The organism is Sporosarcina sp. SAFN-015, assembly GCF_051966875.1.
In the GTDB taxonomy this organism is placed as follows: Bacteria; Bacillota; Bacilli; order Bacillales_A; family Planococcaceae; genus Sporosarcina.
Map to the genome: position 1 here is coordinate 1 of NZ_JBQCKP010000008.1, position 22,708 is coordinate 22,708.

The 22,708-nt window shown below is 43.8% G+C and carries 21 protein-coding genes, 19 tRNA genes and 1 riboswitch; of the genes, 33 read left to right on the plus strand and 7 right to left on the minus strand.

Annotation, left to right across the window (positions count from 1 at the left end):
* Window positions 1-95: 95 nt before the first annotated feature.
* From ACTHPA_RS13725 to ACTHPA_RS13815, 19 genes are all read left to right on the plus strand, one after another.
* A tRNA-Thr gene (locus ACTHPA_RS13725) sits at window positions 96-171 on the plus strand.
* A 7-nt stretch (window positions 172-178) separates the two neighbouring features.
* A tRNA-Lys gene (locus tag ACTHPA_RS13730) sits at window positions 179-254 on the plus strand.
* A 30-nt stretch (window positions 255-284) separates the two neighbouring features.
* A tRNA-Leu gene (locus tag ACTHPA_RS13735) sits at window positions 285-366 on the plus strand.
* A gap of 7 nt (window positions 367-373) precedes the next feature.
* Window positions 374-448, plus strand: a tRNA-Gly gene (locus ACTHPA_RS13740).
* Between the two features lie 8 nt (window positions 449-456).
* Window positions 457-545 (plus strand) — tRNA-Leu (locus tag ACTHPA_RS13745).
* Between the two features lie 15 nt (window positions 546-560).
* Window positions 561-637: transfer RNA gene (locus ACTHPA_RS13750), tRNA-Arg, on the plus strand.
* A gap of 15 nt (window positions 638-652) precedes the next feature.
* Window positions 653-729 (plus strand) — tRNA-Pro (locus tag ACTHPA_RS13755).
* An 11-nt stretch (window positions 730-740) separates the two neighbouring features.
* Window positions 741-816: transfer RNA gene (locus ACTHPA_RS13760), tRNA-Ala, on the plus strand.
* 19 nt (window positions 817-835) lie between these two features.
* Window positions 836-909, plus strand: a tRNA-Met gene (locus ACTHPA_RS13765).
* A gap of 7 nt (window positions 910-916) precedes the next feature.
* Window positions 917-993: transfer RNA gene (locus ACTHPA_RS13770), tRNA-Ile, on the plus strand.
* 19 nt (window positions 994-1,012) lie between these two features.
* A tRNA-Ser gene (locus ACTHPA_RS13775) sits at window positions 1,013-1,105 on the plus strand.
* 201 nt (window positions 1,106-1,306) lie between these two features.
* Window positions 1,307-1,381 (plus strand) — tRNA-Met (locus ACTHPA_RS13780).
* 3 nt (window positions 1,382-1,384) lie between these two features.
* Window positions 1,385-1,460 (plus strand) — tRNA-Asp (locus tag ACTHPA_RS13785).
* Window positions 1,461-1,547: 87 nt separating this feature from the next.
* Window positions 1,548-1,623: transfer RNA gene (locus tag ACTHPA_RS13790), tRNA-Phe, on the plus strand.
* Window positions 1,624-1,629: 6 nt separating this feature from the next.
* Window positions 1,630-1,703, plus strand: a tRNA-Gly gene (locus ACTHPA_RS13795).
* A gap of 1 nt (window position 1,704) precedes the next feature.
* Window positions 1,705-1,778: transfer RNA gene (locus ACTHPA_RS13800), tRNA-Ile, on the plus strand.
* A 6-nt stretch (window positions 1,779-1,784) separates the two neighbouring features.
* Window positions 1,785-1,859: transfer RNA gene (locus ACTHPA_RS13805), tRNA-Asn, on the plus strand.
* Window positions 1,860-1,868: 9 nt separating this feature from the next.
* Window positions 1,869-1,959, plus strand: a tRNA-Ser gene (locus tag ACTHPA_RS13810).
* Window positions 1,960-1,967: 8 nt separating this feature from the next.
* A tRNA-Glu gene (locus ACTHPA_RS13815) sits at window positions 1,968-2,039 on the plus strand.
* A 182-nt stretch (window positions 2,040-2,221) separates the two neighbouring features.
* Here ACTHPA_RS13815 and ACTHPA_RS13820 read toward each other — a convergent pair.
* Together ACTHPA_RS13820 and ACTHPA_RS13825 are read right to left on the minus strand one after the other, a co-directional pair.
* Entirely contained in the window at window positions 2,222-2,971 is a 750-nt protein-coding gene (locus ACTHPA_RS13820) for a TraR/DksA C4-type zinc finger protein (RefSeq protein WP_440500995.1), read from the minus strand.
* Window positions 2,972-3,138: 167 nt separating this feature from the next.
* The gene (locus tag ACTHPA_RS13825) at window positions 3,139-4,050 is read right to left on the minus strand and encodes a 1,4-dihydroxy-2-naphthoate polyprenyltransferase (RefSeq protein WP_440500997.1); all 912 of its coding nucleotides are present in this window, start codon (window positions 4,048-4,050) and stop codon (window positions 3,139-3,141) included.
* Between the two features lie 193 nt (window positions 4,051-4,243).
* On the opposite strand from ACTHPA_RS13825, the gene ACTHPA_RS13830 reads away from it, so the two are divergent.
* The 5 genes from ACTHPA_RS13830 (at window position 4,244) to ACTHPA_RS13850 (ending at window position 10,523) form a co-directional block, all read left to right on the plus strand.
* Window positions 4,244-5,629 carry an isochorismate synthase gene (locus ACTHPA_RS13830; RefSeq protein ID WP_440500999.1) on the plus strand — a complete coding sequence of 462 codons (1,386 nt, stop codon included), beginning with the start codon at window positions 4,244-4,246 and terminating at the stop codon, window positions 5,627-5,629.
* Window positions 5,622-7,334 (plus strand): 2-succinyl-5-enolpyruvyl-6-hydroxy-3-cyclohexene-1-carboxylic-acid synthase, encoded by a 1,713-nt coding sequence (menD, locus tag ACTHPA_RS13835; protein WP_440501000.1) that lies wholly within the window; start codon window positions 5,622-5,624, stop codon window positions 7,332-7,334. Before ACTHPA_RS13830 ends, menD begins: the two co-directional genes overlap by 8 nt.
* Window positions 7,327-8,151 carry a 2-succinyl-6-hydroxy-2,4-cyclohexadiene-1-carboxylate synthase gene (gene menH, locus ACTHPA_RS13840; RefSeq protein ID WP_440501001.1) on the plus strand — a complete coding sequence of 275 codons (825 nt, stop codon included), beginning with the start codon at window positions 7,327-7,329 and terminating at the stop codon, window positions 8,149-8,151. Before menD ends, menH begins: the two co-directional genes overlap by 8 nt.
* A gap of 19 nt (window positions 8,152-8,170) precedes the next feature.
* Window positions 8,171-8,989, plus strand: coding sequence for a 1,4-dihydroxy-2-naphthoyl-CoA synthase (gene menB / locus ACTHPA_RS13845; RefSeq protein WP_440501003.1), 819 nt, complete (start codon window positions 8,171-8,173; stop codon window positions 8,987-8,989).
* A 76-nt stretch (window positions 8,990-9,065) separates the two neighbouring features.
* Window positions 9,066-10,523: an o-succinylbenzoate--CoA ligase gene (locus ACTHPA_RS13850; RefSeq protein WP_440501005.1), complete on the plus strand. Its 1,458-nt coding sequence runs from the start codon at window positions 9,066-9,068 to the stop codon at window positions 10,521-10,523.
* A gap of 29 nt (window positions 10,524-10,552) precedes the next feature.
* On the opposite strand, the gene ACTHPA_RS13855 is transcribed toward ACTHPA_RS13850, so the two are convergent.
* Together ACTHPA_RS13855 and yidD are read right to left on the minus strand one after the other, a co-directional pair.
* The gene (locus ACTHPA_RS13855; RefSeq protein ID WP_440501006.1) at window positions 10,553-11,521 is read right to left on the minus strand and encodes a metal ABC transporter solute-binding protein, Zn/Mn family; all 969 of its coding nucleotides are present in this window, start codon (window positions 11,519-11,521) and stop codon (window positions 10,553-10,555) included.
* A 119-nt stretch (window positions 11,522-11,640) separates the two neighbouring features.
* Entirely contained in the window at window positions 11,641-11,871 is a 231-nt protein-coding gene (gene yidD / locus ACTHPA_RS13860) for a membrane protein insertion efficiency factor YidD (protein WP_440501008.1), read from the minus strand.
* Window positions 11,872-11,973: 102 nt separating this feature from the next.
* Between yidD and ACTHPA_RS13865 the strand changes: the two genes are divergently transcribed.
* From ACTHPA_RS13865 to ACTHPA_RS13890, 6 genes are all read left to right on the plus strand, one after another.
* On the plus strand, window positions 11,974-12,423 hold the full coding sequence (locus ACTHPA_RS13865) for a Dps family protein (protein ID WP_440501009.1): 450 nt from the start codon (window positions 11,974-11,976) through the stop codon (window positions 12,421-12,423).
* Between the two features lie 62 nt (window positions 12,424-12,485).
* Complete coding sequence (locus ACTHPA_RS13870) at window positions 12,486-12,665, plus strand: putative motility protein (protein WP_440501011.1); 180 nt, start codon at window positions 12,486-12,488, stop codon at window positions 12,663-12,665.
* Window positions 12,666-12,783: 118 nt separating this feature from the next.
* Window positions 12,784-14,109 (plus strand): NAD-dependent malic enzyme, encoded by a 1,326-nt coding sequence (locus ACTHPA_RS13875; RefSeq protein WP_440501012.1) that lies wholly within the window; start codon window positions 12,784-12,786, stop codon window positions 14,107-14,109.
* Between the two features lie 58 nt (window positions 14,110-14,167).
* On the plus strand, window positions 14,168-14,527 hold the full coding sequence (locus tag ACTHPA_RS13880; protein ID WP_440501013.1) for a transposase: 360 nt from the start codon (window positions 14,168-14,170) through the stop codon (window positions 14,525-14,527).
* A gap of 12 nt (window positions 14,528-14,539) precedes the next feature.
* Window positions 14,540-15,013, plus strand: a complete 474-nt coding sequence (locus ACTHPA_RS13885; RefSeq protein ID WP_440501014.1) for an NUDIX hydrolase — start codon at window positions 14,540-14,542, stop codon at window positions 15,011-15,013.
* Window positions 15,003-15,797 (plus strand): alpha/beta hydrolase family protein, encoded by a 795-nt coding sequence (locus ACTHPA_RS13890; protein WP_440501015.1) that lies wholly within the window; start codon window positions 15,003-15,005, stop codon window positions 15,795-15,797. Before ACTHPA_RS13885 ends, ACTHPA_RS13890 begins: the two co-directional genes overlap by 11 nt.
* A 39-nt stretch (window positions 15,798-15,836) precedes the next feature.
* Here ACTHPA_RS13890 and ACTHPA_RS13895 read toward each other — a convergent pair whose 3' ends face one another.
* On the minus strand, window positions 15,837-17,021 hold the full coding sequence (locus tag ACTHPA_RS13895; protein ID WP_440501017.1) for an amidohydrolase: 1,185 nt from the start codon (window positions 17,019-17,021) through the stop codon (window positions 15,837-15,839).
* A gap of 145 nt (window positions 17,022-17,166) precedes the next feature.
* On the minus strand, window positions 17,167-18,753 hold the full coding sequence (pckA, locus tag ACTHPA_RS13900; RefSeq protein ID WP_440501019.1) for a phosphoenolpyruvate carboxykinase (ATP): 1,587 nt from the start codon (window positions 18,751-18,753) through the stop codon (window positions 17,167-17,169).
* A gap of 170 nt (window positions 18,754-18,923) precedes the next feature.
* A riboswitch (SAM riboswitch) is annotated at window positions 18,924-19,041 on the plus strand.
* A gap of 186 nt (window positions 19,042-19,227) precedes the next feature.
* Here pckA and metK point away from each other — a divergent pair.
* Entirely contained in the window at window positions 19,228-20,430 is a 1,203-nt protein-coding gene (gene metK, locus ACTHPA_RS13905) for a methionine adenosyltransferase (protein ID WP_440501020.1), read from the plus strand.
* A gap of 235 nt (window positions 20,431-20,665) precedes the next feature.
* On the opposite strand, the gene ACTHPA_RS13910 is transcribed toward metK, so the two are convergent.
* Window positions 20,666-21,178: a gamma carbonic anhydrase gene (locus ACTHPA_RS13910; RefSeq protein WP_440501022.1), complete on the minus strand. Its 513-nt coding sequence runs from the start codon at window positions 21,176-21,178 to the stop codon at window positions 20,666-20,668.
* A gap of 77 nt (window positions 21,179-21,255) precedes the next feature.
* Between ACTHPA_RS13910 and ACTHPA_RS13915 the strand changes: the two genes are divergently transcribed.
* Entirely contained in the window at window positions 21,256-22,044 is a 789-nt protein-coding gene (locus ACTHPA_RS13915; RefSeq protein ID WP_440501024.1) for an alpha/beta fold hydrolase, read from the plus strand.
* A 20-nt stretch (window positions 22,045-22,064) separates the two neighbouring features.
* The gene (locus ACTHPA_RS13920) at window positions 22,065-22,658 is read left to right on the plus strand and encodes a histidine phosphatase family protein (RefSeq protein ID WP_440501025.1); all 594 of its coding nucleotides are present in this window, start codon (window positions 22,065-22,067) and stop codon (window positions 22,656-22,658) included.
* The last annotated feature ends 50 nt before the right edge of the window (window positions 22,659-22,708 follow it).

Genomic DNA, 22,708 nt, shown 5'->3' on the forward strand with positions numbered 1-22,708 from the left:
GGATTAGCTCAGCTGGGAGAGCACCTGCCTTACAAGCAGGGGGTCGGCGGTTCGAACCCGTCATCCTCCACCATAATACTTTAAAAATATGATTCGCCGGTGTAGCTCAGTTGGTAGAGCAACTGACTTGTAATCAGTAGGTCGTGGGTTCGACTCCTATCGCCGGCACCATTTTTATGAGCCATTAGCTCAGTCGGTAGAGCATCTGACTTTTAATCAGAGGGTCGCAGGTTCGAATCCTGCATGGCTCACCATTTCTTGACTCTCTGTCTTGATATGAATATGCGGGTGTGGTGGAACTGGCAGACACGCTAGACTTAGGATCTAGTGCCGTAAGGCGTGGGGGTTCGACTCCCTTCACCCGCACTTCAATGCGGAAGTAGTTCAGTGGTAGAATACGACCTTGCCAAGGTCGGGGTCGCGGGTTCGAATCCCGTCTTCCGCTCCAAATGATTTGCCGGGGTGGCGGAACTGGCAGACGCACAGGACTTAAAATCCTGCGGTAGGTGACTACCGTACCGGTTCGATTCCGGTTCTCGGCACCAAACATTTATTATAATGCGCCCGTAGCTCAATTGGATAGAGCGTCTGACTACGGATCAGAAGGTTGTGGATTCGAATTCTTCCGGGCGCGCCATTCATTCTTGTAAAACGGGAAGTAGCTCAGCTTGGTAGAGCACTTGGTTTGGGACCAAGGGGTCGCAGGTTCGAATCCTGTCTTCCCGACCACTTCTTACAATGGGGCCTTAGCTCAGCTGGGAGAGCGCCTGCCTTGCACGCAGGAGGTCAGCGGTTCGATCCCGCTAGGCTCCACCATTATATTAATACTTTTCCTGGCGGCGTAGCTCAGCTGGCTAGAGCGTACGGTTCATACCCGTAAGGTCGGGGGTTCGATCCCCTCTGCCGCCATCCTAAAGGACCTTTAGCTCAGTTGGTTAGAGCAGACGGCTCATAACCGTCCGGTCGCAGGTTCGAGTCCTGCAAGGTCCACCACTATTTGAATAGTCATCACGGAGGAATACCCAAGCCTGGCTGAAGGGATCGGTCTTGAAAACCGACAGGGGTGTTAAAGCCCGCGGGGGTTCGAATCCCTCTTCCTCCGCCATTTATTTCAAAAGTACAATAGTGGCTCCTTGGAAAACCAAATATGTAGGAGTGTTAAATTCCTACAACTAACATTATCGCGGGGTGGAGCAAATCTCATCACGCAGAATGAGATTTGTGTAATTTCCTAAAAGGAAATTACAGCTAAGTCCCAAAACACAGCAATATGCGTAGGATTTAAAACTCCTACAACTAACATTATCGCGGGGTGGAGCAGTGGCAGCTCGTCGGGCTCATAACCCGAAGGTCGCAGGTTCAAATCCTGCCCCCGCAACCAAATGGTCCCGTGGTGTAGCGGTTAACATGCCTGCCTGTCACGCAGGAGATCGCCGGTTCGATCCCGGTCGGGACCGCCATTTATTTCATTACATAGTATTTACGATTTGATGATTGTAGATTTCTAAGTGACTCTTATAGAAACTATCAGTTTTCCAAGTCAATGTGGCTCAGTAGCTCAGTCGGTAGAGCAAAGGACTGAAAATCCTTGTGTCGGCGGTTCGATTCCGTCCTGAGCCACCATTCCTTGCGGGTGTAGTTTAGTGGTAAAACCTCAGCCTTCCAAGCTGATGATGAGGGTTCGATTCCCTTCACCCGCTCCATGGGCCTATAGCTCAGCTGGTTAGAGCGCACGCCTGATAAGCGTGAGGTCGGTGGTTCGAGTCCACTTAGGCCCATCATATTCCGCAGTAGCTCAGTGGTAGAGCAATCGGCTGTTAACCGATCGGTCGTAGGTTCGAGTCCTACCTGCGGAGCCAACTTTATACGGGGAAGTACTCAAGTGGCTCAAGAGGCGCCCCTGCTAAGGGCGTAGGTCGCGAAAGCGGCGCGAGGGTTCGAATCCCTCCTTCTCCGCCATAATAATTGGCCCCTTGGTCAAGCGGTTAAGACACCGCCCTTTCACGGCGGTAACACGGGTTCGAATCCCGTAGGGGTCATACAGATGGACTGTTTACGAAGTCCACACTTAAACAGGTGATGAAAAACATTTCATTTTTCATCACCTGTTTTTCTATTGTTATAAACCCATTCAAAATTTTTTGAGCAAGATTATGGAAGGGTGGGGCATACCAACGCAAAACTGCTGCAGAAAGTTGATATCTGCAGCAGTTTTGTTATCTTATTTATCTCCGGTGTAGCTGTCTCTTTGATGATACGGAATATCTCCGAGAGGTGATTCCATTCCTTCCTCGTCTAATTCCCCTTCATATTCTTCAGACATCTCTGACCGGACAAAGCCTCTTGCTTCCCCAGTGATATCGGTACTGACGAACTCTTCTATCTCTTCGGTTGCACCATCCATCAGTTCATTGTCATAAAGGGTATTATAATCATCATGGTCGCCTGTAAAATCAGAAGGTGTTTCGGATGTACCGAATTTAGCAATTTCCTGAAAGCTGTCTTCACTGTCTCTTTCATTGTGTTCCCTATGAGCGGTTTCTCTTCTGTCTGCGAACGTATTAGGGTTGGCCATTATTAATACGTCCTCTTCCGATGGTCGATCGTTCGGGATATCTCGTTCCGGTGTATGATCTATGCAGTATGTCGTGTAAGGAAGTACTTCTAGCCTTTCGTACGGTATTTCAGCTTTACACACTTCACAATATCCATATGTTCCGTTAGTGAGGGCGGTTAAAGCATGCTCCACTTTATCGGATTCATCGCCTGCATGGACGTGTAGGGCCAGATCCTTTTGTCTTTCAAATAACTCAGTGCCCATATCTCCTGGATGGTTGTCGTACGTTGATAATTCCCCTATTTCTTCTCTTGCAGAGTCTCTAATATCCGTTTCACTTTCCGTTTTTTGTAATTGTGATTTCATTTCTAATAAGCTTTTCTTCAGCATTGATTTCTGTTCAGCTGTTAACATGTTCAGCACATCCTTTTATATTAGTTGTATTAGTATGGTCGGTGTCCAATCAGTTCATAGCAATGAAAGCTTTGTATCTTCTTAATTCCTTTTGAAGCGATGAACTAAACATGGAATACAAATACAGAAAAAATGGACCCGCCAAATTGGCAAGTCCATAGGTGTACTTATAGGATATGGCCGATTAGGATGCTGATTCCTAATAACAAACCAAATAACGTATTTGTGACAGCTGTATTCTTCATTGCTGGCATTACTTCCAGAGGAAGTTGGTAAGCGCGAAAAGTAGCAATAGCTTTCATCGGTTTTCGAACGCTTAGAAAAACGAGCAATGCCCACGGTGTTACATATCCTAAAACGATGAGTATGATAATCCAGCTATACGACACGATAAAAAATGAGGCGAGGATTGATATTGCTTTGGATCTTCCTACAAGTATAGCTAATGTCTTCCTGCCGCCTTCCTTATCACCCTCTAGATCGCGGATGTTATTGGACATCATTATGGCAGCGACGAGAAGCATACTTGGTATGGAAATGAGCACAGCATCTGCTGTCACTTCACCGGTCTGAATATAGAAGGCGATTAAGATTAGCAGCATTCCCATTACAACACCGGATACAAGCTCTCCAAAAGGCGTGTAAGCGATCGGGAGCGGACCACCGGTGTACAAGTAACCGATAAGCATTGAAACGGCTCCCACAAGGGCAAGTGTCCAAGACGTCTCCATACATATATAAATTCCGATTAAAACGGATACTGCGTACAATGCAAGTGCAATGTTCAAAACTGTTTTAGGTTTGACGCCATTCCGAACGATCGTGCCACCAATTCCAACCGAATTTTCATTGTCCAAACCACGTTTGAAATCATAATACTCATTGAACATATTGGTTGCCATTTGAATGAAAAGACTGGCAATGAGCATAGCTAGAAATAAAGGAAAATGAAGTTTTCCGTGAGTTAAAGCAATCATTGTCCCTAGGAAAACCGGAGCGAAAGCAGCAGTCAAAGTATGCGGTCTAGTAAGCTGCCACCATATTCGCCATCCGGAATCAGCTTTAATAGTATGTTGCAATGTATTCTCTCCTATCCTTATGTTTCCGTTATCCATTGTACTCCAAAACGTCACAAAGAGGTATCCTTGTTTGCATTATCTATGCGAGATTGAAGAAATTCCGATATAATGGAACTAAGGAACTCATTCTTCTACAAAAAAAGTAAGTAGTTCAATTGGCAAGACGAGGATTGAAGATGAAGGAGAGAAAACGATGGGTCACAAGATGACGGATGTACGTGAAATGCAAAAAGTGGTGATTTCTCCAAGTACACGCTTCTTCACGGAAACTGTCGAAGTGGGAAGGATATCGCCTTTGTCTTTTTTTGAAGCGGGTGCTTCTCAATACAAAGACAAACGATTTTATTGGCAAAATGCGGACAAGACATTAACACTTGTCGGGATAGGACATGCCTATACGTTGGCGAACGGAAAAACCGATGGCCGCTTTAAAGACATATCGGAGCAATGGAAACAGCTTTGCTCCATTTTAATAAAAGAAGAAAAGGATATCGATCCTGTTCTTTTCGGGGGATTTTCATTTGACGAGAAAAACAGGATCGAATCGGAGTGGAATGAATTCCCGTCCGGTTATTTCGTCGTTCCGTCCTTTCAATTGAAGATCGAGGATGGCAAAACGATGATCTCCATCAATATGATTACGGATCAAAAAGAAGCCGCGTTGGATTTTGAAAGGCTCCGGGACGAGCGCGATAAACTGATCCATAATGCACAGGTGGAGGAGTTTGATTTTACGAATCACAATAGGATCGTTGCTACAACAGAACGAGGGAAAGAGCAATATATGAGCGCGGTGGAAAATGCTACTGATTTGATTCGTAAAGGAAGGGCGGACAAAGTCGTCATTGCCCGGGCACTTGAGCTTGAATTTGAACAAGATGTCAATAGCGTCAACGTATTGCACGCAATTACAAACGAACAGCAAGAGAGTTATCACTTCGGGCTTCAAAAAGGGAAGTCGCTCTTTTTTGGTGCAACACCTGAACGTCTCATCGAAATTAAGAATGGGAAAGCGTACTCGGCATGTGTTGCCGGATCGATTCGGCGCGGGAAATCAGCTCAAGAAGATAAGTCGCTTGGTGATGAGCTATTAGGCGATCGGAAGAACCGAGAAGAGCATCAGCACGTCGTGAGCATGATCTCCAATATTTTTGATAGATATTGTAGTGAAGTACTCATTCCTAAAACACCGAAGCTGATGAAAATAAGAGATATTCAACATCTCTATACACCTGTTGAAGGAACACTTGGACAGGAGAACGATATATTCTCTTTTGTAGATGCATTGCATCCAACACCTGCGTTAGGTGGAGTTCCGACAGATGTCGCCTTGCAGATTATTCGGCAGGAAGAAGAGATGGATCGTGGTTTTTATGCTGCTCCTATCGGTTGGACCGATGCTGCAGGCAATGGAGAATTTGCAGTCGCCATTCGTTCAGCACTTATTAATGAGGACAAAGCGTATTTATATGCTGGAGGAGGAATTGTTGCAGATTCTGTTCCTGAATTGGAATATGATGAAACTTGGGTAAAATTGAGACCGGTCTTGCGGGCGCTTGGAGGAAAGTTGAATGGATGAAAGACAGGTTTTGACAGACCATGTATTGCGAATGACTGATACGTTGCTGCAGGCAGGTGTCAAGGAGGCGGTCATAAGCCCAGGATCTCGTTCAACGCCTCTTGCCTATGCATTTGCTTCATCAGACAATCTGCAGACATATATGCAAGTCGATGAAAGGTCAGCAGCGTATTTTGCGCTAGGTTTAGCGAAAGCATCAGGCAGACCGGTTGTTCTTTTATGTACATCGGGAACAGCGGCATCTAACTATCATCCTGCAATCACTGAAGCATACTATGCCCGCATTCCATTAATTGTCCTGACGGCTGACCGCCCACATGAATTGAGAGGTGTAGGTGCGCCACAGGCAATCGATCAATTGAATATGTACGGGAAGCATGTGAAATTCAGTGTGGATCTTCCATTAGCAGAAGATAATGAGGAAATTGATCGGTTTTTGGAAAGGCATGTCAATCGTGCCGTGTCCGTTGCTTTGACCAAACCGATGGGACCTATCCATCTGAACATTCCACTTCGTGAGCCTTTGCTAATCGATTTTGATAGGAAAGCACGTGCAGCGACTTTTGTTGAAAGTATTCACGGCGAGATTGAATTATCGGTTAATCAAAAACAAGCGCTTTCGAATCTCTTTTCAAATGCGAAAAGTGGAATGATCATTGCAGGGGAATTGCCGGTTGGATTCGATAAAGATGCATTCTGGGATTTTGCAAAACGGCTGCAATGGCCTGTACTATGTGATCCTTTATCCAACTTGCGTTCGGAAGTGCCTGAGGAATGTAAATCGCTATGCATCGCTCATTATGATGCGATCTTAAAAAGTGAGAAATTCAAAATGAATGCAGTACCAGATACAGTGATCCGTTTCGGAGCGCAGCCTGTATCGAAACCACTAATGTTATTTTTGAAAAAAAGTCGGCCGGAAGTGTTTATGGCCTTGGATGAGTCACCGGAGTTCAGGGATTCACTAGGCGTTGTCACGCATCACCTGCAATCCTCGCCTGCGTCCGTGTATGAAGTTGCAGAACAGCAAGAAGCGACTTCCTATACTGACATGTGGTCTTCGGCCGATATGTTTGTGGAAACAGAGACTCGGCGTTATGAAGGCTTAGTTGGTGATGAAGGGATTATCGCGAAAACTTTATTCGATATGCTTCCGGATGGAAGTGATCTGATCAGCGGAAGCAGCATGCCGATCCGTGATGTAGACACATTTTTCTATAAGACAGAGAAAGACGTTACGATATTTTCCAATAGAGGAACAAACGGTATAGATGGTGTCATATCTACGGCATTCGGCATCGAAGCGGCACGAAACAGACCGACATACTTGCTCATTGGCGATTTATCCTTTTTACATGACGTCAATGGATTAATCGTCTCGCGATTCCATAAAACGAATTTGACGATTGTCATAGTGAATAATGACGGTGGTGGAATTTTTTCATATCTTCCCCAATCGACTGTGGAAAACCATTTCGAGGAGCTGTTTGGAACACCGACAGGATTAACGTTCGAACATATCGGTGCCATGTATGACGCCCAATACGCCGCAGTTAGTACTGCAGAAGAGTTCAAAGCTGAACTTCAAAAAGTAAAGACGAAGGATGTCCGTATCATCGAAGTGTTCACGAGCCGACCGTTGAATGTAAAAGCTCATCGCTCGTACTGGGCAGGTATTACAAAGGGGCTGGATGGAGATGAATAATCTTCAAATTCCAGTGCGTGGACTTTCAATACATGTGAAGATGGAGGGCGATCGTCATTTGCCCGCCATCGTTTTCCTACATGGGTTTACAGGAAGTTCTGCTACTTGGACAGAAGTTCGAAATGAACTTAAAGGATCATATCGGACAATTGCCATTGACTTGACAGGACACGGGAAAACAACTGTTCCCGACAATGCGGAGCGCTATTCGATGGAGGAACAGGTTGAAGATCTGGAAGCGCTTTTTGAGTATTTAAAATTAGATTCTTTTTACTTGGTAGGTTACTCAATGGGTGGTCGTATTGCACTAGCATATACGATCCATTATCCAAACCGTGTTAAAGCATTGATTCTAGAAAGCTCATCCCCAGGTCTTTTGAAAGAACATGACAGGATGGAGCGAAAAACAGCAGACAAATTGTTGGCTAGTAAGATTATTGACGAAGGCATTGCTTCTTTTGTCGAAAAATGGGAGAATATCCCCCTTTTTGAATCGCAAAAAAGTCTTCCTGCAGAGAAAAGGCAGGAAGTCAGAAGAGAAAGACTGCAGCAAAATACCATTGGGCTTGCAAACAGTCTGTTAGGTATAGGAACGGGCAGTCAGAATTCCTATTGGGAAGCCCTTAATTCGATATCAAATCCTGTTTTTCTTATAACGGGGGAGCTCGATGCGAAATTTGTAGCAATTGCCCGGGAAATGAGCAACCTTTCTCCTACATGGCGGCATATAGTCGTTTCTGGCGCGGGTCATGCAATTCACGTGGAAAAACCACGATTGTTTGCTACAATGATTATGGAGTATTTGATGGATCTATAACAATTGGAGGAGGAAAAAAATGACTCGTCAATGGGAAACAATCCGTACATATGAAGATATTAAATACGAAAAGTACAACGGCATTGCAAAAGTGACAATTAACCGTCCGGAAGTACGCAATGCATTCCGTCCTAAAACTGTAATGGAGATGATTGATGCGTTTTCTCGTGCGCGTGATGACGAAAGTATCGGTGTTATCATACTAACAGGTGAAGGCGAGAAAGCATTCTGCTCAGGAGGCGACCAATCGGTACGCGGTCATGGAGGATATGTAGGGGATGACGAAATTCCTCGTTTGAACGTCCTTGACTTGCAAAGATTGATCCGCGTCATTCCGAAACCTGTCGTCGCGATGGTTGCAGGCTATGCAATCGGTGGTGGTCATGTATTGCATGTCGTATGCGATTTGACAATTGCAGCAGACAACGCTCGATTTGGTCAAACAGGACCGAAAGTCGGTTCATTTGATGCAGGATATGGTTCAGGTTACTTGGCACGTATTATCGGCCATAAGAAAGCAAGAGAAATTTGGTATCTATGCCGCCAATACGATGCACAACAAGCCTTGGACATGGGTCTTGTAAACACTGTTGTCCCTTATGAGCAATTGGAAGACGAAACGGTCCAATGGTGTGAGGAGATGCTTTCAATGAGCCCGACTGCGCTCCGTTTCATTAAAGCAGCAATGAATGCCGATACAGACGGACTTGCTGGTCTACAACAAATGGCCGGAGATGCTACTTTGCTTTATTACACAACAGATGAGGCGAAAGAGGGACGCGATGCGTTCAAAGAGAAGCGCAAGCCTGACTTCGGTCAATTCCCACGATTCCCTTAATATTGTCATAAATACCAAATTATCTAAGGCTGCCTTTTTTACGAGGCAGCTTTTCTATTCGACGGAAGGTGAGTGTATGATTCCTAATTGGTTGCTTCAAAGAGCATATATAACGCCGAATCGCATGGCCCTTTCATTTGGAGAAGAGCAATGGACATTTCGGCAACTATTGGAAGAGGCATCAGAAATTGCACAGAAGTTAAGATGGAATGGGTTGAATGAAGGTGATCGAATTGCTTTGTTGGGTCGTTCGACGCCGAATATGGTGTTTGTCATTCACGGATGTCTTTTAGCAGGTCTGGAAATTGTCATGTTGAACAGCAGGCTATCATCGAAAGAGATTTCTTGGCAATTGAATGATTGTGACGCGTCAGTTTTAATTGTCGATGATGAATTTCTTGATCGTATCAAAGAGATAAACACTTCCAAGCTGACATTTTCCGCAATAGAATCAAGTGGTAAAGAAAGTTTCACGGTTACTGAAATATGGGAACCGTCACGGACGATTACAATTATGTATACGTCAGGGACGACAGGTTTTCCGAAAGGTGTCCGACAAACAGCTGGCAATCATACATCGAGCGCTTTGTCTTCCGTCTTGAATTTAGGATTAGCGGATGATGACATTTGGCTTTGCACGATGCCATTATTCCATATTAGCGGTTTCTCGATTCTTGCTCGATCTGTCATTTATGGGATGGGTGTACGGCTTTATGAAAAATTTGATGCAATTTCGATTGTGGATGAAATAGAAAATGGAACTGCGACAAGAATTTCTGTTGTGGCAACAGGATTGCACAGGATCCTCGAAGAATTTGAGACAAAAGGATCAGTTGCTCATCCATCCTTCAAGACGATGTTGGCAGGTGGAGGTCCGGTACCGGATGATTACTTGCGAAGAGCCGCAAATTATCAGTTGCCTGTTTTGCAGACGTACGGGATGACCGAAACAAGTTCACAAACCGCAACACTTTCCTCAGAAGACGCTTTGCAGAAGTCCGGATCCGCAGGCAAACCTTTATTTTTCAATCGGATTAAGATTAGAGATGCAGAACAGCCAGGAGATTTTGGTGAGGTGCTCATAAAGGGCCCACATGTGACGCTAGGCTATATCGGCCATGCTTCGGAAAGAGATCCGTTAGAGGACGGTTGGCTGCCGACAGGGGATATTGGTTATATCGATGAGGATGGCTATTTATTCATCGTCGATAGACGGTCCGATTTGATTATTTCCGGAGGAGAAAATATTTATCCTGCAGAAATCGAAAACGTCCTTATTTCACATCCACACGTTAAAGAGGCGGGCGTTTGTGGACAGGATCACCCTGAATGGGGCAGTGTGCCAGTCGCTTTCATCGTCGGTTACAAAAATGTATCAGTGACCGATTTGGAAGATTATTGTGTACAACAGCTTGCTCGATATAAGATTCCGAAAGCATTCCATTTAGTAGATGAACTGCCACGGAATGCATCCAATAAACTTCTCCGTCGTAAACTGAAAGAGTGGGCGGCTACTGGAATACATAAAAAGTAGAGAGGGGTTTTAACCCCCTCTCCACTTTTTTATTTATTGGCTTGTAGTGCTTGCTCAAAAACATGCAAGTTCCGTTCCATCAATGTGAAGTATGATTCGTCATTGTTTATATCGTCTTGTGTGAGCACACCTAAATTATGAAGCATTAATGATTCCGCGCCGATTTCCTTCCTGACGACTTCTGTTAACTTCGATGAAACATTCTGTTCGAATAAAATATATTGTACATTTTCTTCCTTAGCTTGCTCGACAATTTGTGCAAGCTGCTTTTGTGAAGGCTCACTTTGCGAATTCAATCCAGCGATTGCTACTTGTTTCAATCCATATTCGTTCGCAATATACCCAAATGCGGCATGTGAGACAAAATACGTTTTCGTTTCGGCCTTGGCGGCCATTTCCTTGAACCGCTCATCCAACTCGATCAAGTCGTTTTCGAGCAGATCGAAATTCTTTTCGAACGTTTCTTTCTCATCGGGCTTTTTTGCAATGAGCGATTCTTTAATGGAAGAAGCTAGTTCGATGCTAAGGACTGGTGAAATCCAAACGTGAGGATCGAATTGGCCATGTTCATGTCCATGTTCCTCATGCCCTTCTTCCTCGTCCTCATGATGTCCTTCTTCAAGTTGATCCTCTGATATGGACTCTGCAGTTGCCACTAATTCAACATGTTCATTCTGTAACGTCTTTTGAGCGCTTTCCACAAATCCTTCAAGTCCTAGACCGATATAAAAGAACAGATCCGCATCCGATAGCGCAATCATATCTTTTTGTGTCGGATCAAATGAATGCTCATCCGCTCCTGCAGGATAGATTGATTTCACATCGACTAACTCCCCGCCGATCCGCTCGGTAAAATATTGTAAGGGATATACTGTCGTATAGACAGATAATTTCCCTTCGTTGGCTGTTCCAGTATTGTCTTTTACATTCTTAGTCCCGCATGCACCAATGAGCAAAGTCATGATGAGTGCCAGAAGAATGAGTGCTCTTTTCTTCATAAATAAATCCTCCACTGTATTAATAGTAATGATTACGATTTAAACACTTCCTTATAATACACGTTAACAATAGTTTCCGCAACTGAAAAGAAAAAAACCGGCAATTGCCGGTCATCAATTTATTTTTTCTTTTCGAGTTTTTCCGGTACCGGATCAAAGCCGCCTTCATGGAAAGGATGGCATTTCAATATCCGTTGAATCGTCAGCCATGAACCTTTCAAAGCGCCGTGTTTCTGAAGCGCTTCTACACCGTAATGCGAGCAAGTAGGATAGAAACGGCATGATGGCGGAGTAAGTGGAGAAATGATTTTTTGATATGTCTTAATAATACCGATTAATATTGTTTTCAATGGTGAACACCTTGCTTTCTCATGTATGTTTATTTTATTTGTTCCAGTGGTAAATTAACAGGGAGATGCTCTGTAAATATAAATTTGAAGAGGGGTTTTTTTATGTCTAAAGAATTAATGGAAGAACTGAATGTACAAGTATCTACTTGGTCAGTCATGTATGCCAAGCTGCATAATTATCATTGGTATGTAAAAGGGAAACAATTTTTTACGTTGCATGCAAAATTTGAGGAGCTTTATAACGAAGCGACTGCACATATGGATGAAATCGCCGAACGAGTGTTGACTCTTGGTGGAACTCCAACTGCTACGTTAAAGGAGCATTTGGAGCAGTCTGTCGTAAAAGAGGCGAAAGGCGATGAACAAGCCGAGGATATGGTGAAAACAATCGCTGATGATTTTGATAAAATTATGAAATCCTTGAAAAAAGGAATGGAATATGCGGCGGAAATCGGTGACGATATGACAGAGGACATATTAAATGCAACGTATCAAAGCATTGAGAAGCATCAATGGATGTTAAATGCTTTTCTTGGAGAAGAGAATAAATGAGCATGCATTCTTGAATAATCGATTTTTTCACCGATAGTAGCATTGTAAAGGAGGAATGGTTTATGAACATGAACTCCATCATGGCAAGCCAATTGAGAAGTTTGCAATCTACAGTTCAATTGAGTGTCATGAATAAAGCTTTATCGGTGAATGCAACTGCAGTGACAGACATGCTGCAAAGTATGCAGGATCAACCGGCGGTCCATCCTTATAAAGGTTCGGCTGTCGATGTAAAGGCTTGAAGTAAAGAGCGCGAATTTCCTTGCAATCTAGGAAATTCGTGCTTTATTTTTGTTGCAGCTACTCAATATGTGTAAAATGGGGTACGAGAAGTGAGAGGATCATATAGGAGGCGACATCATGACACAAATCCAATTTATAAGAAATTTAATTATTGAAACACCATCCAAACCGGGGAATTTTGCAAAAGTCGCAACAGCTATCGGTGTTTTAGAAGGCGATATTGGGGATATCCAAACAATAAAAGTAGGAACGTTATCGACAATAAGGGACGTTTCCATCCAGTGTACGAGTGAGGAGCAATTGGAGAAAATTGTTACTGCTATTAATGCAATCGGAGAAGGCATTCATGTGCATGCGGTAACGGATGATGTTTTGCATGCGCATGAGGGCGGTAAGATTGCTATGAAGAGCCGCGTGGAAGTCCGTTCATTAGGAGACCTTCGACGAATTTACACGCCGGGAGTCGCCAATGTTTGTAAAGTGATACAAAATGATCCGGTGCAAGCAGATTATTTTACAGGCATTTCTAACACGGTTGCGATCGTAACGGACGGAACAGCAATTTTAGGGCTCGGCAATATCGGTCCTGTCGCCGGTATGCCTGTCATGGAAGGAAAGGCGGTCTTGTTCGATCAATTCGCTGGCATTAGCGGAATTCCAATATTGCTTGATACGAGCGATCCTGAGAGAATCGTGGAAACCGTCAAGCATATTCACCAAAGCTTCGGCGGAATTCTATTGGAGGATATCGGTTCGCCTCATTGCTTTGAAATCGAAGAGAGATTGAAAGCTGAGCTTCAAATCCCTGTCATGCATGACGACCAACATGGAACCGCAGTCGTCACACTCGCTTCCGTTCTTTCAGCATGCAGGCAATCAGGTGTGGAACTATCGCAATCCATTGTCGGTCAAATTGGATTAGGGGCTGCAGGGCTCGCCATTAGCAGGATGCTAATGGCATATGGCGTGAAGGAAATGCGTGGTGTTGATCCTAATCCCGAAGCGATTGATAGACTGAAGCAACATGGCGGTACTGCTTTGAATTCTGTTGATGAGATTATGCAAACTTGTGATATCGTAATTGCAACGACTGGCGTGCAAGGGTTAATTAAGCCTGAGATGGTCCGTAAAGGGCAAATCGTTTTGGCACTGTCCAATCCAAATGCGGAAATTGATCCTGAAGTTGCTTTACGAGCTGGAGCCGCTTTTGCCGCGGATGGCAGACAAGTGAACAATATTCTTGGGTTCCCTGGAATTTTCAGAGGTGCTTTAAATGCTCACGCGAAAGATATTACATATCCGATGCTAATTGCTGCAGCATTAGCAATTCTGGATAGTACAAAACCAGGTGATCTTGTTCCACATCCATTAGATCCAGCCGTACATGCTAATGTAGCGAGTGCTGTCGAACGTGTAGCAAATGAAGAAGTGAATTCCATCTGAACGCATTGAATCGAATATCTGATATGAGCCATACTACGACAAAAAAGTGGGTGCTCATATGGAAAACGATAAAGTCAGAATGTACGTCTCGATTGCGAATCAACAAGTTTATTCACATAAGCATGCGTCTCCATGGGAATACGAAGTGGAGATGAGTAGGGAACTTGTTCCAGTTTTTCATCAATTGTTTAGCCAAATGGACCGATTAGAATTTCGGAATTTCCTACGATCACATTTGCCGTATGTCCCATATCATTATGACCGGGATAATCATGATGTTGATCGAAGGACGATGATGCTCTATGCATTGGTTCATGAATTTAGCGATGATGAAACGAAGAAATTCATTGAACAGCTGCCGTATTTTACGAAGGGAACACCAAAGATTCCATCTGCTCCTGTTCAATCATCCAATTGATTGTGAAAGGACGTGACTCATATAGCAACGATATTTAAAGATTTACAAGGGGCGCATGTTGAGCTGACTTTCGGTGAAAATCGTTTTGGCATGGAAGCGAGGCATGTGCTCGTTGTATTGAAACATGAAGGGAAATGGCTCGTGACACGCCACTCCGTTCGCGGAATAGAATTTCCTGGAGGCAAGGCGGAAGAAGGGGAAACACTTACTGAAGCTGCAATACGAGAAACGATAGAAGAAACTGGTGTGACAATTACAGATCTCGTCAAGTTTGCTGAATATGTCGTAATGAGCAATGTAACATTTTGCAAGGCAGTGTTCACAGGGAAAGTATTCAGCATTGAAGAAAACCCCCAGCTGTTTGAGACAGAAGGTGCATTTTGGATGACGGATGAACAATTGTCAAACTGCGATGAATTGAGTTTTCATATGAAAGATGCTGGGATGGTTGAAATTCGAAAGTGGGTGGATTCATATGTTTCCTAATGGGGCAATTTTGCACAGAAGAGAATATCCATCCCCAAATCCACAAATCTATCTAGAAGAAATAACGTATTGGTCGGATGGGCTTAAAGTGAAAGGGTTGCTTGCTGAACCGATTAACGGTGGCAACTATGAAGGGATCATTTACTTGCGCGGGGGCATTCAGCATGTCGGAATGGTCCGACCTGCCAGAATTGCACAGTTCGCTTCACAAGGTTTTGTCGTCTTTGCTCCATATTACCGAGGAAACAGAGGTGGGGAAGGGCGAGACGAGTTTGCCGGGGACGATCGTCAGGACGCGGTCAACGCTGTTGAAGTCATAAAGCAAAGTCCGAAGTTGAACAAGGAACGTATCCATCTTTATGCATTCTCCCGTGGCGGCATTATGGCACTCTGGACAGCGATTTTACGGGAGGACATCACATCAGTTGTAACATGGGCCGGTGTCTCGGATGTAATCTTTACATATAATGAACGGGAAGATATGCGCCGTATGATGAAGCGGGTCATTGGCGGCACGCCGAATAGTATGCCTGATGCATACCGGGAACGGACTGCGTTATTCAAGGTGGATGAAATCAATGCCCCTGTTTTGATCATCCACGGAATGAAGGATGATAATGTTTCATTTGAACAGGCAATCTTGCTCGAAGATGCTTTACGTGAGAAAGATAAACAGTACGATACTTGGTACTTCCCTGAGTATACCCATTACTTTCCGTCAGCTCATAATGCACAAATCGTCAGGGATTTATGTGATTGGATGAGACAGCAGGGAAATGAATAAAACATAAAAAAACAACCATGATGGTTGTTTTTTTATGTTTTATTCACCTTGAATGCTACAAACTACTTGTCCAACGGCTTTAGCAGCAACGAGAAGTGCGTCTTCGTCTATATCGAATTTTGGATGATGATTGAAATATGGTTTGTCAACGCCCTTAGGAGTACAACCAATATAAAAGAAACAAGCCGGGAATCTTTCGGCATAGTATGCAAAATCCTCGGACGGCGCCATTGGTGGCACTTCTTTTACCTCTGTTATTTCTTTCACATTTGCATTTATCAAAGTGATAGCGACTTTTTCTGTAAGTTCAGGATTATTATATAATGGCGGATAATCAGGTGTATATGTTAGGTCACATTGTACATCGAACTCCGCCTCAATTCCTTTGGCGAGACGTTTGAGTTCCCGTTCGATCGTTTCTTGCGTTTCAACCGTCATATAACGAATATCGCCTTCAAGCACTACACTGTCTTTAATAACATTAAATGTACCCGCTCCATCAAACGATCCAATTGTAATGACCCCAATATCGAAAGGACTAAGTCTACGGCTAATGATTGTTTGAATGGCAGTAACGAAGTGAGCTCCGGCAACAATGGCGTCATTCGCCAAATGAGGGGAGGAACCGTGTCCGCCTCTGCCTTGTATTTTTAGTTTCATATATGCCCGTCCATTGAAAGCATAGCCTTTGTTGAAGCCGACCATTCCAACTGGAGCAATTGGCAATAGGTGAATGCCGTACACTTCATCCAGATCATCCAGCAATCCTGATTCGATAATGCTTTTTGCACCGCCTGGTGGGACTTCTTCAGCATGTTGATGAATAATTTTTATCGTCCCGGCTACTTCCGATTTCAGTTGAATTAAACAATCCGCCAATATTAGCATATAGGCTGTATGTCCATCATGTCCACAAGCATGCATGATCCCTTCATTTTTCGATTTGAAAGGCACTGGTGTTTCTTCAACGATTGGCAAAGCATCAAAATCTGCACGCAATCCAATTGTTTTGCCTGGTTTTCCTCCTGTAATTGTAACGATAATTCCGAATCCATTTCCAACGTTCGTTTGAATTTCGACATCTTTGCCTTTGTAAAAGTCTGCTATATACTGAGCTGTTTTTTCTTCTTTAAATGACAGCTCGGGGTATTCGTGCAAGTGGCGGCGGATTTCAATCATTTCATTTTTACGCTCGCCAAGCATGCTCATTAATTTATCTTTCAAGATATCCACTCCATTATTTTACGTGACCGAAGAATTAGTCAGATACAATAAAAGTACCCTAGAAAAGTGTCGTTAAACGTATTAAAAAGCTATATAAAAAAAGATCCAGGCGCAACATAGCGCCTGGATCTTCACTGTCTTTGTATTAAGCGACTGGTCCGCCTTTTTGAGTGATTTCTTCAGAAACATGACCGAATTTCTTGAAGTTCTCACGGAAAAGATCTGCCAACTCTTTCGCTTTTTGATCGTAAGCTGTCGGATCGCTCCAAGCGTTACGAGGGTTCAATACTTCAGTCGGTACGCCGTCAATTGCTTTAGGCATAGCAAGACCGAAAATTGCATTCTCTTCGTATTCCACATCGTTCAATTCGCCAGCGATTGCTGCACGGACCATTGTACGTGTATGTTTCAAAGACATACGATGTCCTACACCGTAAACTCCACCAGTCCAACCCGTGTTGACAAGGAAGACTTGTGCATCGTGCTCGTCGATTTTCTTCCCTAGCATTTCTGCGTAGACCGTTGCAGGCAATGGGAGAAAAGGGGCACCAAAGCATGTAGAGAATGTCGCTTCCGGTGAAGTGACGCCGCGCTCAGTTCCTGCTAGCTTCGAAGTGAAACCGCTTAGGAAGTGATACATCGCTTGTTCCTTCGTCAATTTGGAGATTGGAGGCAATACGCCGAATGCATCCGCTGTTAAGAAGACAATTGCTTTCGGATGTCCTGCAACCGATGGCATCACGATGTTTTCGATATTATGGATCGGGTATGCTGCACGCGTATTTTCAGTCAATGAATTATCGTCGTAATCGGGCTTGCGAGTCTTTTCATCCAAGACGACGTTTTCCAATACTGAACCGAAACGGATCGCTCCGTAAATTTCTGGTTCCTTCTCTTTTGAGAGATTGATCGTTTTCGCATAGCAGCCGCCTTCGATGTTGAAGACTCCGTTTTCGGACCAGCCGTGCTCATCATCACCAATTAGTTTACGGTTAGCATCTGCTGAAAGCGTCGTTTTTCCTGTTCCAGAAAGACCGAAGAATAAAGCGACATCTCCTTCTTCGCCAACGTTTGCAGAGCAGTGCATGGATAGTATGCCGTGCTCAGGCAGCAAGTAGTTCATAACGGAGAAAATCGATTTTTTCATTTCTCCCGCATATTCCGTACCTCCAATTAACACAATACGCTTCTCAAGTGATACAATGATGAAGGTTTCGGATTTCGTTCCGTCTACTGCCGGATCTGCTTTGAATGTCGGAGCAGCGATAACCGTGAATTGAGCTTCATGCGTTTTCAATTCTTCCTCAGTAGGGCGAATGAAAAGATTGTTGACGAACAAGTTTTGCCATGCGAATTCATTGATGACTTGGATAGACAGCTGGGACGCTTTATCCGCTCCTGCAAATCCTTTGAATACGAATAGCTCTTCCTTAGCTTTTAAATGGTTTAAGACTTTCTTATATAATGAATCAAAGATTTCAGATGAAATCGGGCGGTTCACTTTGCCCCAGTCGATTTTGTCTTTTGAAGATTCCTCTTCGACAATATACTTATCCTCAGGAGAACGGCCAGTATACTTTCCTGTCTCTGCAGTAAGTGCGCCATCTGCAGAAAGTTTCGCTTCTCCACGGGAAGTTGCTTTTTCAACCAGTTCTGCCACTGAAGGCTGTATGTTTACGTTGTTGCCTGAAAGTAACTCGTGTAATCCGTTTTCAATTTTAGCTGAAATCATTTTAAGTACCGTCCTTTGCATGTAATCCCAGTTGGTGGGTTTCATCACATTTCGTAAATAGTATAACACATTTAGAATAATAATCTATACTAATTCAAAACTCAAGTATATATGCATAAAATGTTTGACAAAGTACAAACTTTTTCGTAGGATTATTTATTGAACGGATACTCTTATCCCGAGCTGGCGGAGGGACAGGCCCTATGAAGCCCGGCAACCTGCGTGGACCTTATTGGCCGCGAGAAGGTGCCAAACCTGGAGCAAGGTGAATTCCTTGGACGATAAGAGTGAAAGGTGCTGCTTTTGAAATTATGCCTTTCCTCATGTATATTTACGTGAGCGAAGGGCTTTTTTATTGAATGAATCAAGCCCTTAATCCTTGTGTATGTTGACGTCGACTCTCTAGGCGCTGAACTTACTGGGACAATTAGAGTACCGTATCAATATTTGCAAGCTTTTAAGGAGGAAATTACAATGACAAATCGCCGATTGTTCACTTCAGAATCGGTAACTGAAGGCCATCCGGATAAAATGTGCGATCAGATTTCTGACGCCATTTTGGATGCCATCTTAGAGGAAGATCCGAATGCACGTGTAGCCTGTGAGACGACAATTACAACAGGACTCGTTTTAGTCATCGGAGAAATTACGACAACAACTTATGTTGACATCCCGAAAGTCGTACGGGATACAGTGAAGGAAATTGGCTATACACGCGCTAAGTTCGGATTCGACTGGGAGACGTCATCTGTATTGACGTCCATCGATGAACAATCTCCTGACATCGCGGCAAGTGTCGATCAAGCACTTGAAGCACGTGAAGGGACAATGACGGATGAAGAGCTCGAAGCGATCGGAGCGGGAGACCAAGGGCTAATGTTCGGTTATGCTTGCAATGAAACACCTGAGCTTATGCCGATGCCGATCAGCTTATCGCATAAACTTTCACGCAGACTTGCGCAAGTGAGAAAAGACGATACGCTTGATTATTTGCGACCAGACGGTAAAACGCAAGTAACAGTTGAGTATGATGAGGATAATAACCCGGTTCGGATTGACACAATCGTAATCTCTACTCAACATCATCCTGATATCACTTTAGAGCAAATTCAACGTGATATTAAAGAACATGTCATCTATCCAGTCGTATCAGCAGAATTATTAGATGAAGAAACAAAATACTTCATCAACCCATCCGGCCGTTTCGTCATCGGCGGACCACAAGGGGATGCCGGTTTGACTGGCCGGAAGATCATCGTTGACACATATGGTGGCTATGCGCGTCATGGTGGCGGTGCATTCTCCGGAAAAGATGCGACAAAGGTGGACCGTTCTGCTTCATATGCTGCGCGCTATGTTGCGAAAAATATCGTTGCTGCGGGACTTGCGGATCGTTGTGAAGTTCAATTGGCTTATGCGATCGGTGTTGCAAAACCAGTTTCCATTTCAATCGATACGTTCGGAACAGGAAAAGTCGAGGAAAGTAAGCTAGTGGAAATCGTACGTGAACTATTCGATTTACGTCCTGCCGGCATTATTAAAATGCTCGACCTTCGCCGTCCGATTTACAAACAGACAGCGGCATACGGCCATTTCGGACGTACTGACGTTGAACTCCCTTGGGAGCAGACAGACAAAGCGGAAGATTTGATCGCAAAGGCTGGCTTGACTGTTTAATATTTGAAAGAATATCAGCAGCACTTCATCGAATAATTGATGAGTACTGCTGATTTTTTATTTAGCCAATAGAACAGGGAATCAAAGAATTTCGTAAAGGCTCATTAATTTCACGAAGCGTCATAATTTAAAAGGAGGAACCTAACGAAAATTATAGCGTTATAAATAGTGATAAAAAGTGATGATCAATGGGATTAAATAAATAAAGATGCTGCCCAATTGGACAGCACCTAGTTTATATTTGCATCTCTTTATAAATCTTGCCTTTTTCAACATAGCTATTCAAAACACGTTCCATCTCTGCTCGATCTTCATCATTCAATTCACGGACGACTTTCGCTGGTGAGCCAAGAGCTAGGCAACCAGGCGGTATTTTCTTGCCTGGTGGTACGAGGCTGCCTGCACCGATGAATGCTCCCTCGCCGATTTCAGCTCCGTCCAAAATGATGGCTCCCATGCCGATGAGTGCACCTTTACGAACAATACAACTATGTAAAATCGCCTTATGGCCAACTGTAACCTCATCTTCAATCAGCAATGTTTTTCCTGGACTTTGGTGTAGGCAGCTTAAATCTTGGATGCTCACTCGCTCACCGATAATCGTCGGGGCGACATCTCCTCGGATGACCGTATTGAACCAAATGGAACTGTTTGCCCCGATCGTTACATCGCCAGTAATCGTTGCATAATCCGCAACGTAGACGGTTGGATCAATTTGTGGGGTTTTTCCGTTGTAAGGATAAATCATGAACGTCTCTCCTTTTCTAAAAATCATGTATAATTTATCGTAACATAAAACATCTACAGATAGGGGAGGTGAGTGCCGTGTGGAAATGGGAGGCGGAAGGACAACCAAAAGCAGTGATTGCGATTGTCCATAATGCTTACGAACATCATCGGCGCTATGCGTGGCTCATCCAAAAGCTTCGAAACGGGGGTTTCCATGTCGTCACAACCGATTTGCCCGGACACGGTTCTGAAAGTGGGAGGCGGATCCATGACGAACCGTTTGAGTCATATGTGGAGCATGTAAAAAAATTGATTGATATTGCATTGCAGGATAATTTGCCTTTATTCGTGCTTGGACACGGACTTGGCGCAACGATTGTCATGCATATTCTGCAACGCGAGAAGCTGGAATGCGCGGGCTTCATTTTCAGTTCCCCTTGGCTCTCCATTAAACATCAGCCATCCAAGTTTTCAGGAGTACTGACGAAACTTTCAAGTTCTATGAAATTGAACCATGACATTACAATTGAATTACTGACGCGTAATTACGATATGTACATAGAATTTCAGAATGATAGGGACTATAGTTCTGTAGTCGTCGCATCTTGGTATCGCGAGTTGCTTGCGACGATGAAATCCGTCACAAGTCATGAAGAAAGCATTTTTGACACGCCAGTTCTTATTCAGACAGGAGAACATGATAAAATTACCGATGTTTCATTTGCGAAAAGATGGTTGTTGAGCCAAAATCTTTCCGAATTTCATTATAAGGAATGGAAAAGGCTTTATCATGACCTTTATCAAGAACCAGAGCGGGAGGAAGTGTATTTGTACATTGAATCATTCATGAACAACGTACTTCGTTCGCTCGGCTATATTGTTTAAAGTAAAAACTGTAAGGGGGAATGGTCAATTTGACGATTATCGGGTTTGTCAGGCATGGTGTGACAGCATGGAATAAGGAAGGTAGAGCGCAAGGCAGTTCAGATGTCCCGTTGGATGAAGAAGGGATTGAAATGGCGGAGCGTGTAGCGGACAGGTTGTCTACTGGGGAGTGGGATGTCATTTATACGAGTCATCTCCTAAGGGCAAAGAAGACAGCAGAAATTATTGCTGCGAAAATACCTGGTGTAGAACTTGTCGAAGATGCAAGATTGCGTGAAATCGGCGGAGGTTTGGTAGAAGGTACGACTGAAGCGGAGCGTATCGAGAAGTGGGGGGTAGATTGGAGACAACTCGACATGGGATTTGAATCACAAGAGTCCATCATTTCCCGGGGGTTGGAATCAATTGATGAAATCAAAAAGAAGCATCCCGGTAAAAATGTGTTAGTCGTCAGCCATGGGAGCTTCATTAAGCGGATGTTGAATGAGCTTGTAACTGAAACTGTCTATGAAGAAAATCTTGATAATACATCAGTGACAATTGTCGAGCTGAACGATGAAGAAAACCATTGCCATCTGTTCAATTGCACTGCGCATTTACAGCAAGTTCTCTGAATGTGAACCATTCATACGTTGACTAGGCTATACTATATACTATATAAATT

What these genes read in the sequence shown, in the direction of transcription:
- menD (WP_440501000.1), top strand. Translation starts at nt 5,622, where the DNA reads ATGGATGAAAGACAGGTTTTGACAGACCATGTATTGCGAATGACTGAT.
- ACTHPA_RS13920 (WP_440501025.1), top strand. Translation starts at nt 22,065, where the DNA reads ATGGTCAATTTGACGATTATCGGGTTTGTCAGGCATGGTGTGACAGCA.
- ACTHPA_RS13870 (WP_440501011.1), top strand. Translation starts at nt 12,486, where the DNA reads ATGAACATGAACTCCATCATGGCAAGCCAATTGAGAAGTTTGCAATCT.
- ACTHPA_RS13865 (WP_440501009.1), top strand. Translation starts at nt 11,974, where the DNA reads ATGTCTAAAGAATTAATGGAAGAACTGAATGTACAAGTATCTACTTGG.
- ACTHPA_RS13830 (WP_440500999.1), top strand. Translation starts at nt 4,244, where the DNA reads ATGGGTCACAAGATGACGGATGTACGTGAAATGCAAAAAGTGGTGATT.
- ACTHPA_RS13910 (WP_440501022.1), bottom strand. Translation starts at nt 21,178, where the DNA reads ATGATTTATCCTTACAACGGAAAAACCCCACAAATTGATCCAACCGTC.
- ACTHPA_RS13820 (WP_440500995.1), bottom strand. Translation starts at nt 2,971, where the DNA reads ATGTTAACAGCTGAACAGAAATCAATGCTGAAGAAAAGCTTATTAGAA.
- metK (WP_440501020.1), top strand. Translation starts at nt 19,228, where the DNA reads ATGACAAATCGCCGATTGTTCACTTCAGAATCGGTAACTGAAGGCCAT.
- ACTHPA_RS13890 (WP_440501015.1), top strand. Translation starts at nt 15,003, where the DNA reads ATGTTTCCTAATGGGGCAATTTTGCACAGAAGAGAATATCCATCCCCA.
- ACTHPA_RS13855 (WP_440501006.1), bottom strand. Translation starts at nt 11,521, where the DNA reads ATGAAGAAAAGAGCACTCATTCTTCTGGCACTCATCATGACTTTGCTC.
- ACTHPA_RS13875 (WP_440501012.1), top strand. Translation starts at nt 12,784, where the DNA reads ATGACACAAATCCAATTTATAAGAAATTTAATTATTGAAACACCATCC.
- pckA (WP_440501019.1), bottom strand. Translation starts at nt 18,753, where the DNA reads ATGATTTCAGCTAAAATTGAAAACGGATTACACGAGTTACTTTCAGGC.
- menH (WP_440501001.1), top strand. Translation starts at nt 7,327, where the DNA reads ATGAATAATCTTCAAATTCCAGTGCGTGGACTTTCAATACATGTGAAG.
- menB (WP_440501003.1), top strand. Translation starts at nt 8,171, where the DNA reads ATGACTCGTCAATGGGAAACAATCCGTACATATGAAGATATTAAATAC.
- ACTHPA_RS13880 (WP_440501013.1), top strand. Translation starts at nt 14,168, where the DNA reads ATGGAAAACGATAAAGTCAGAATGTACGTCTCGATTGCGAATCAACAA.
- ACTHPA_RS13850 (WP_440501005.1), top strand. Translation starts at nt 9,066, where the DNA reads ATGATTCCTAATTGGTTGCTTCAAAGAGCATATATAACGCCGAATCGC.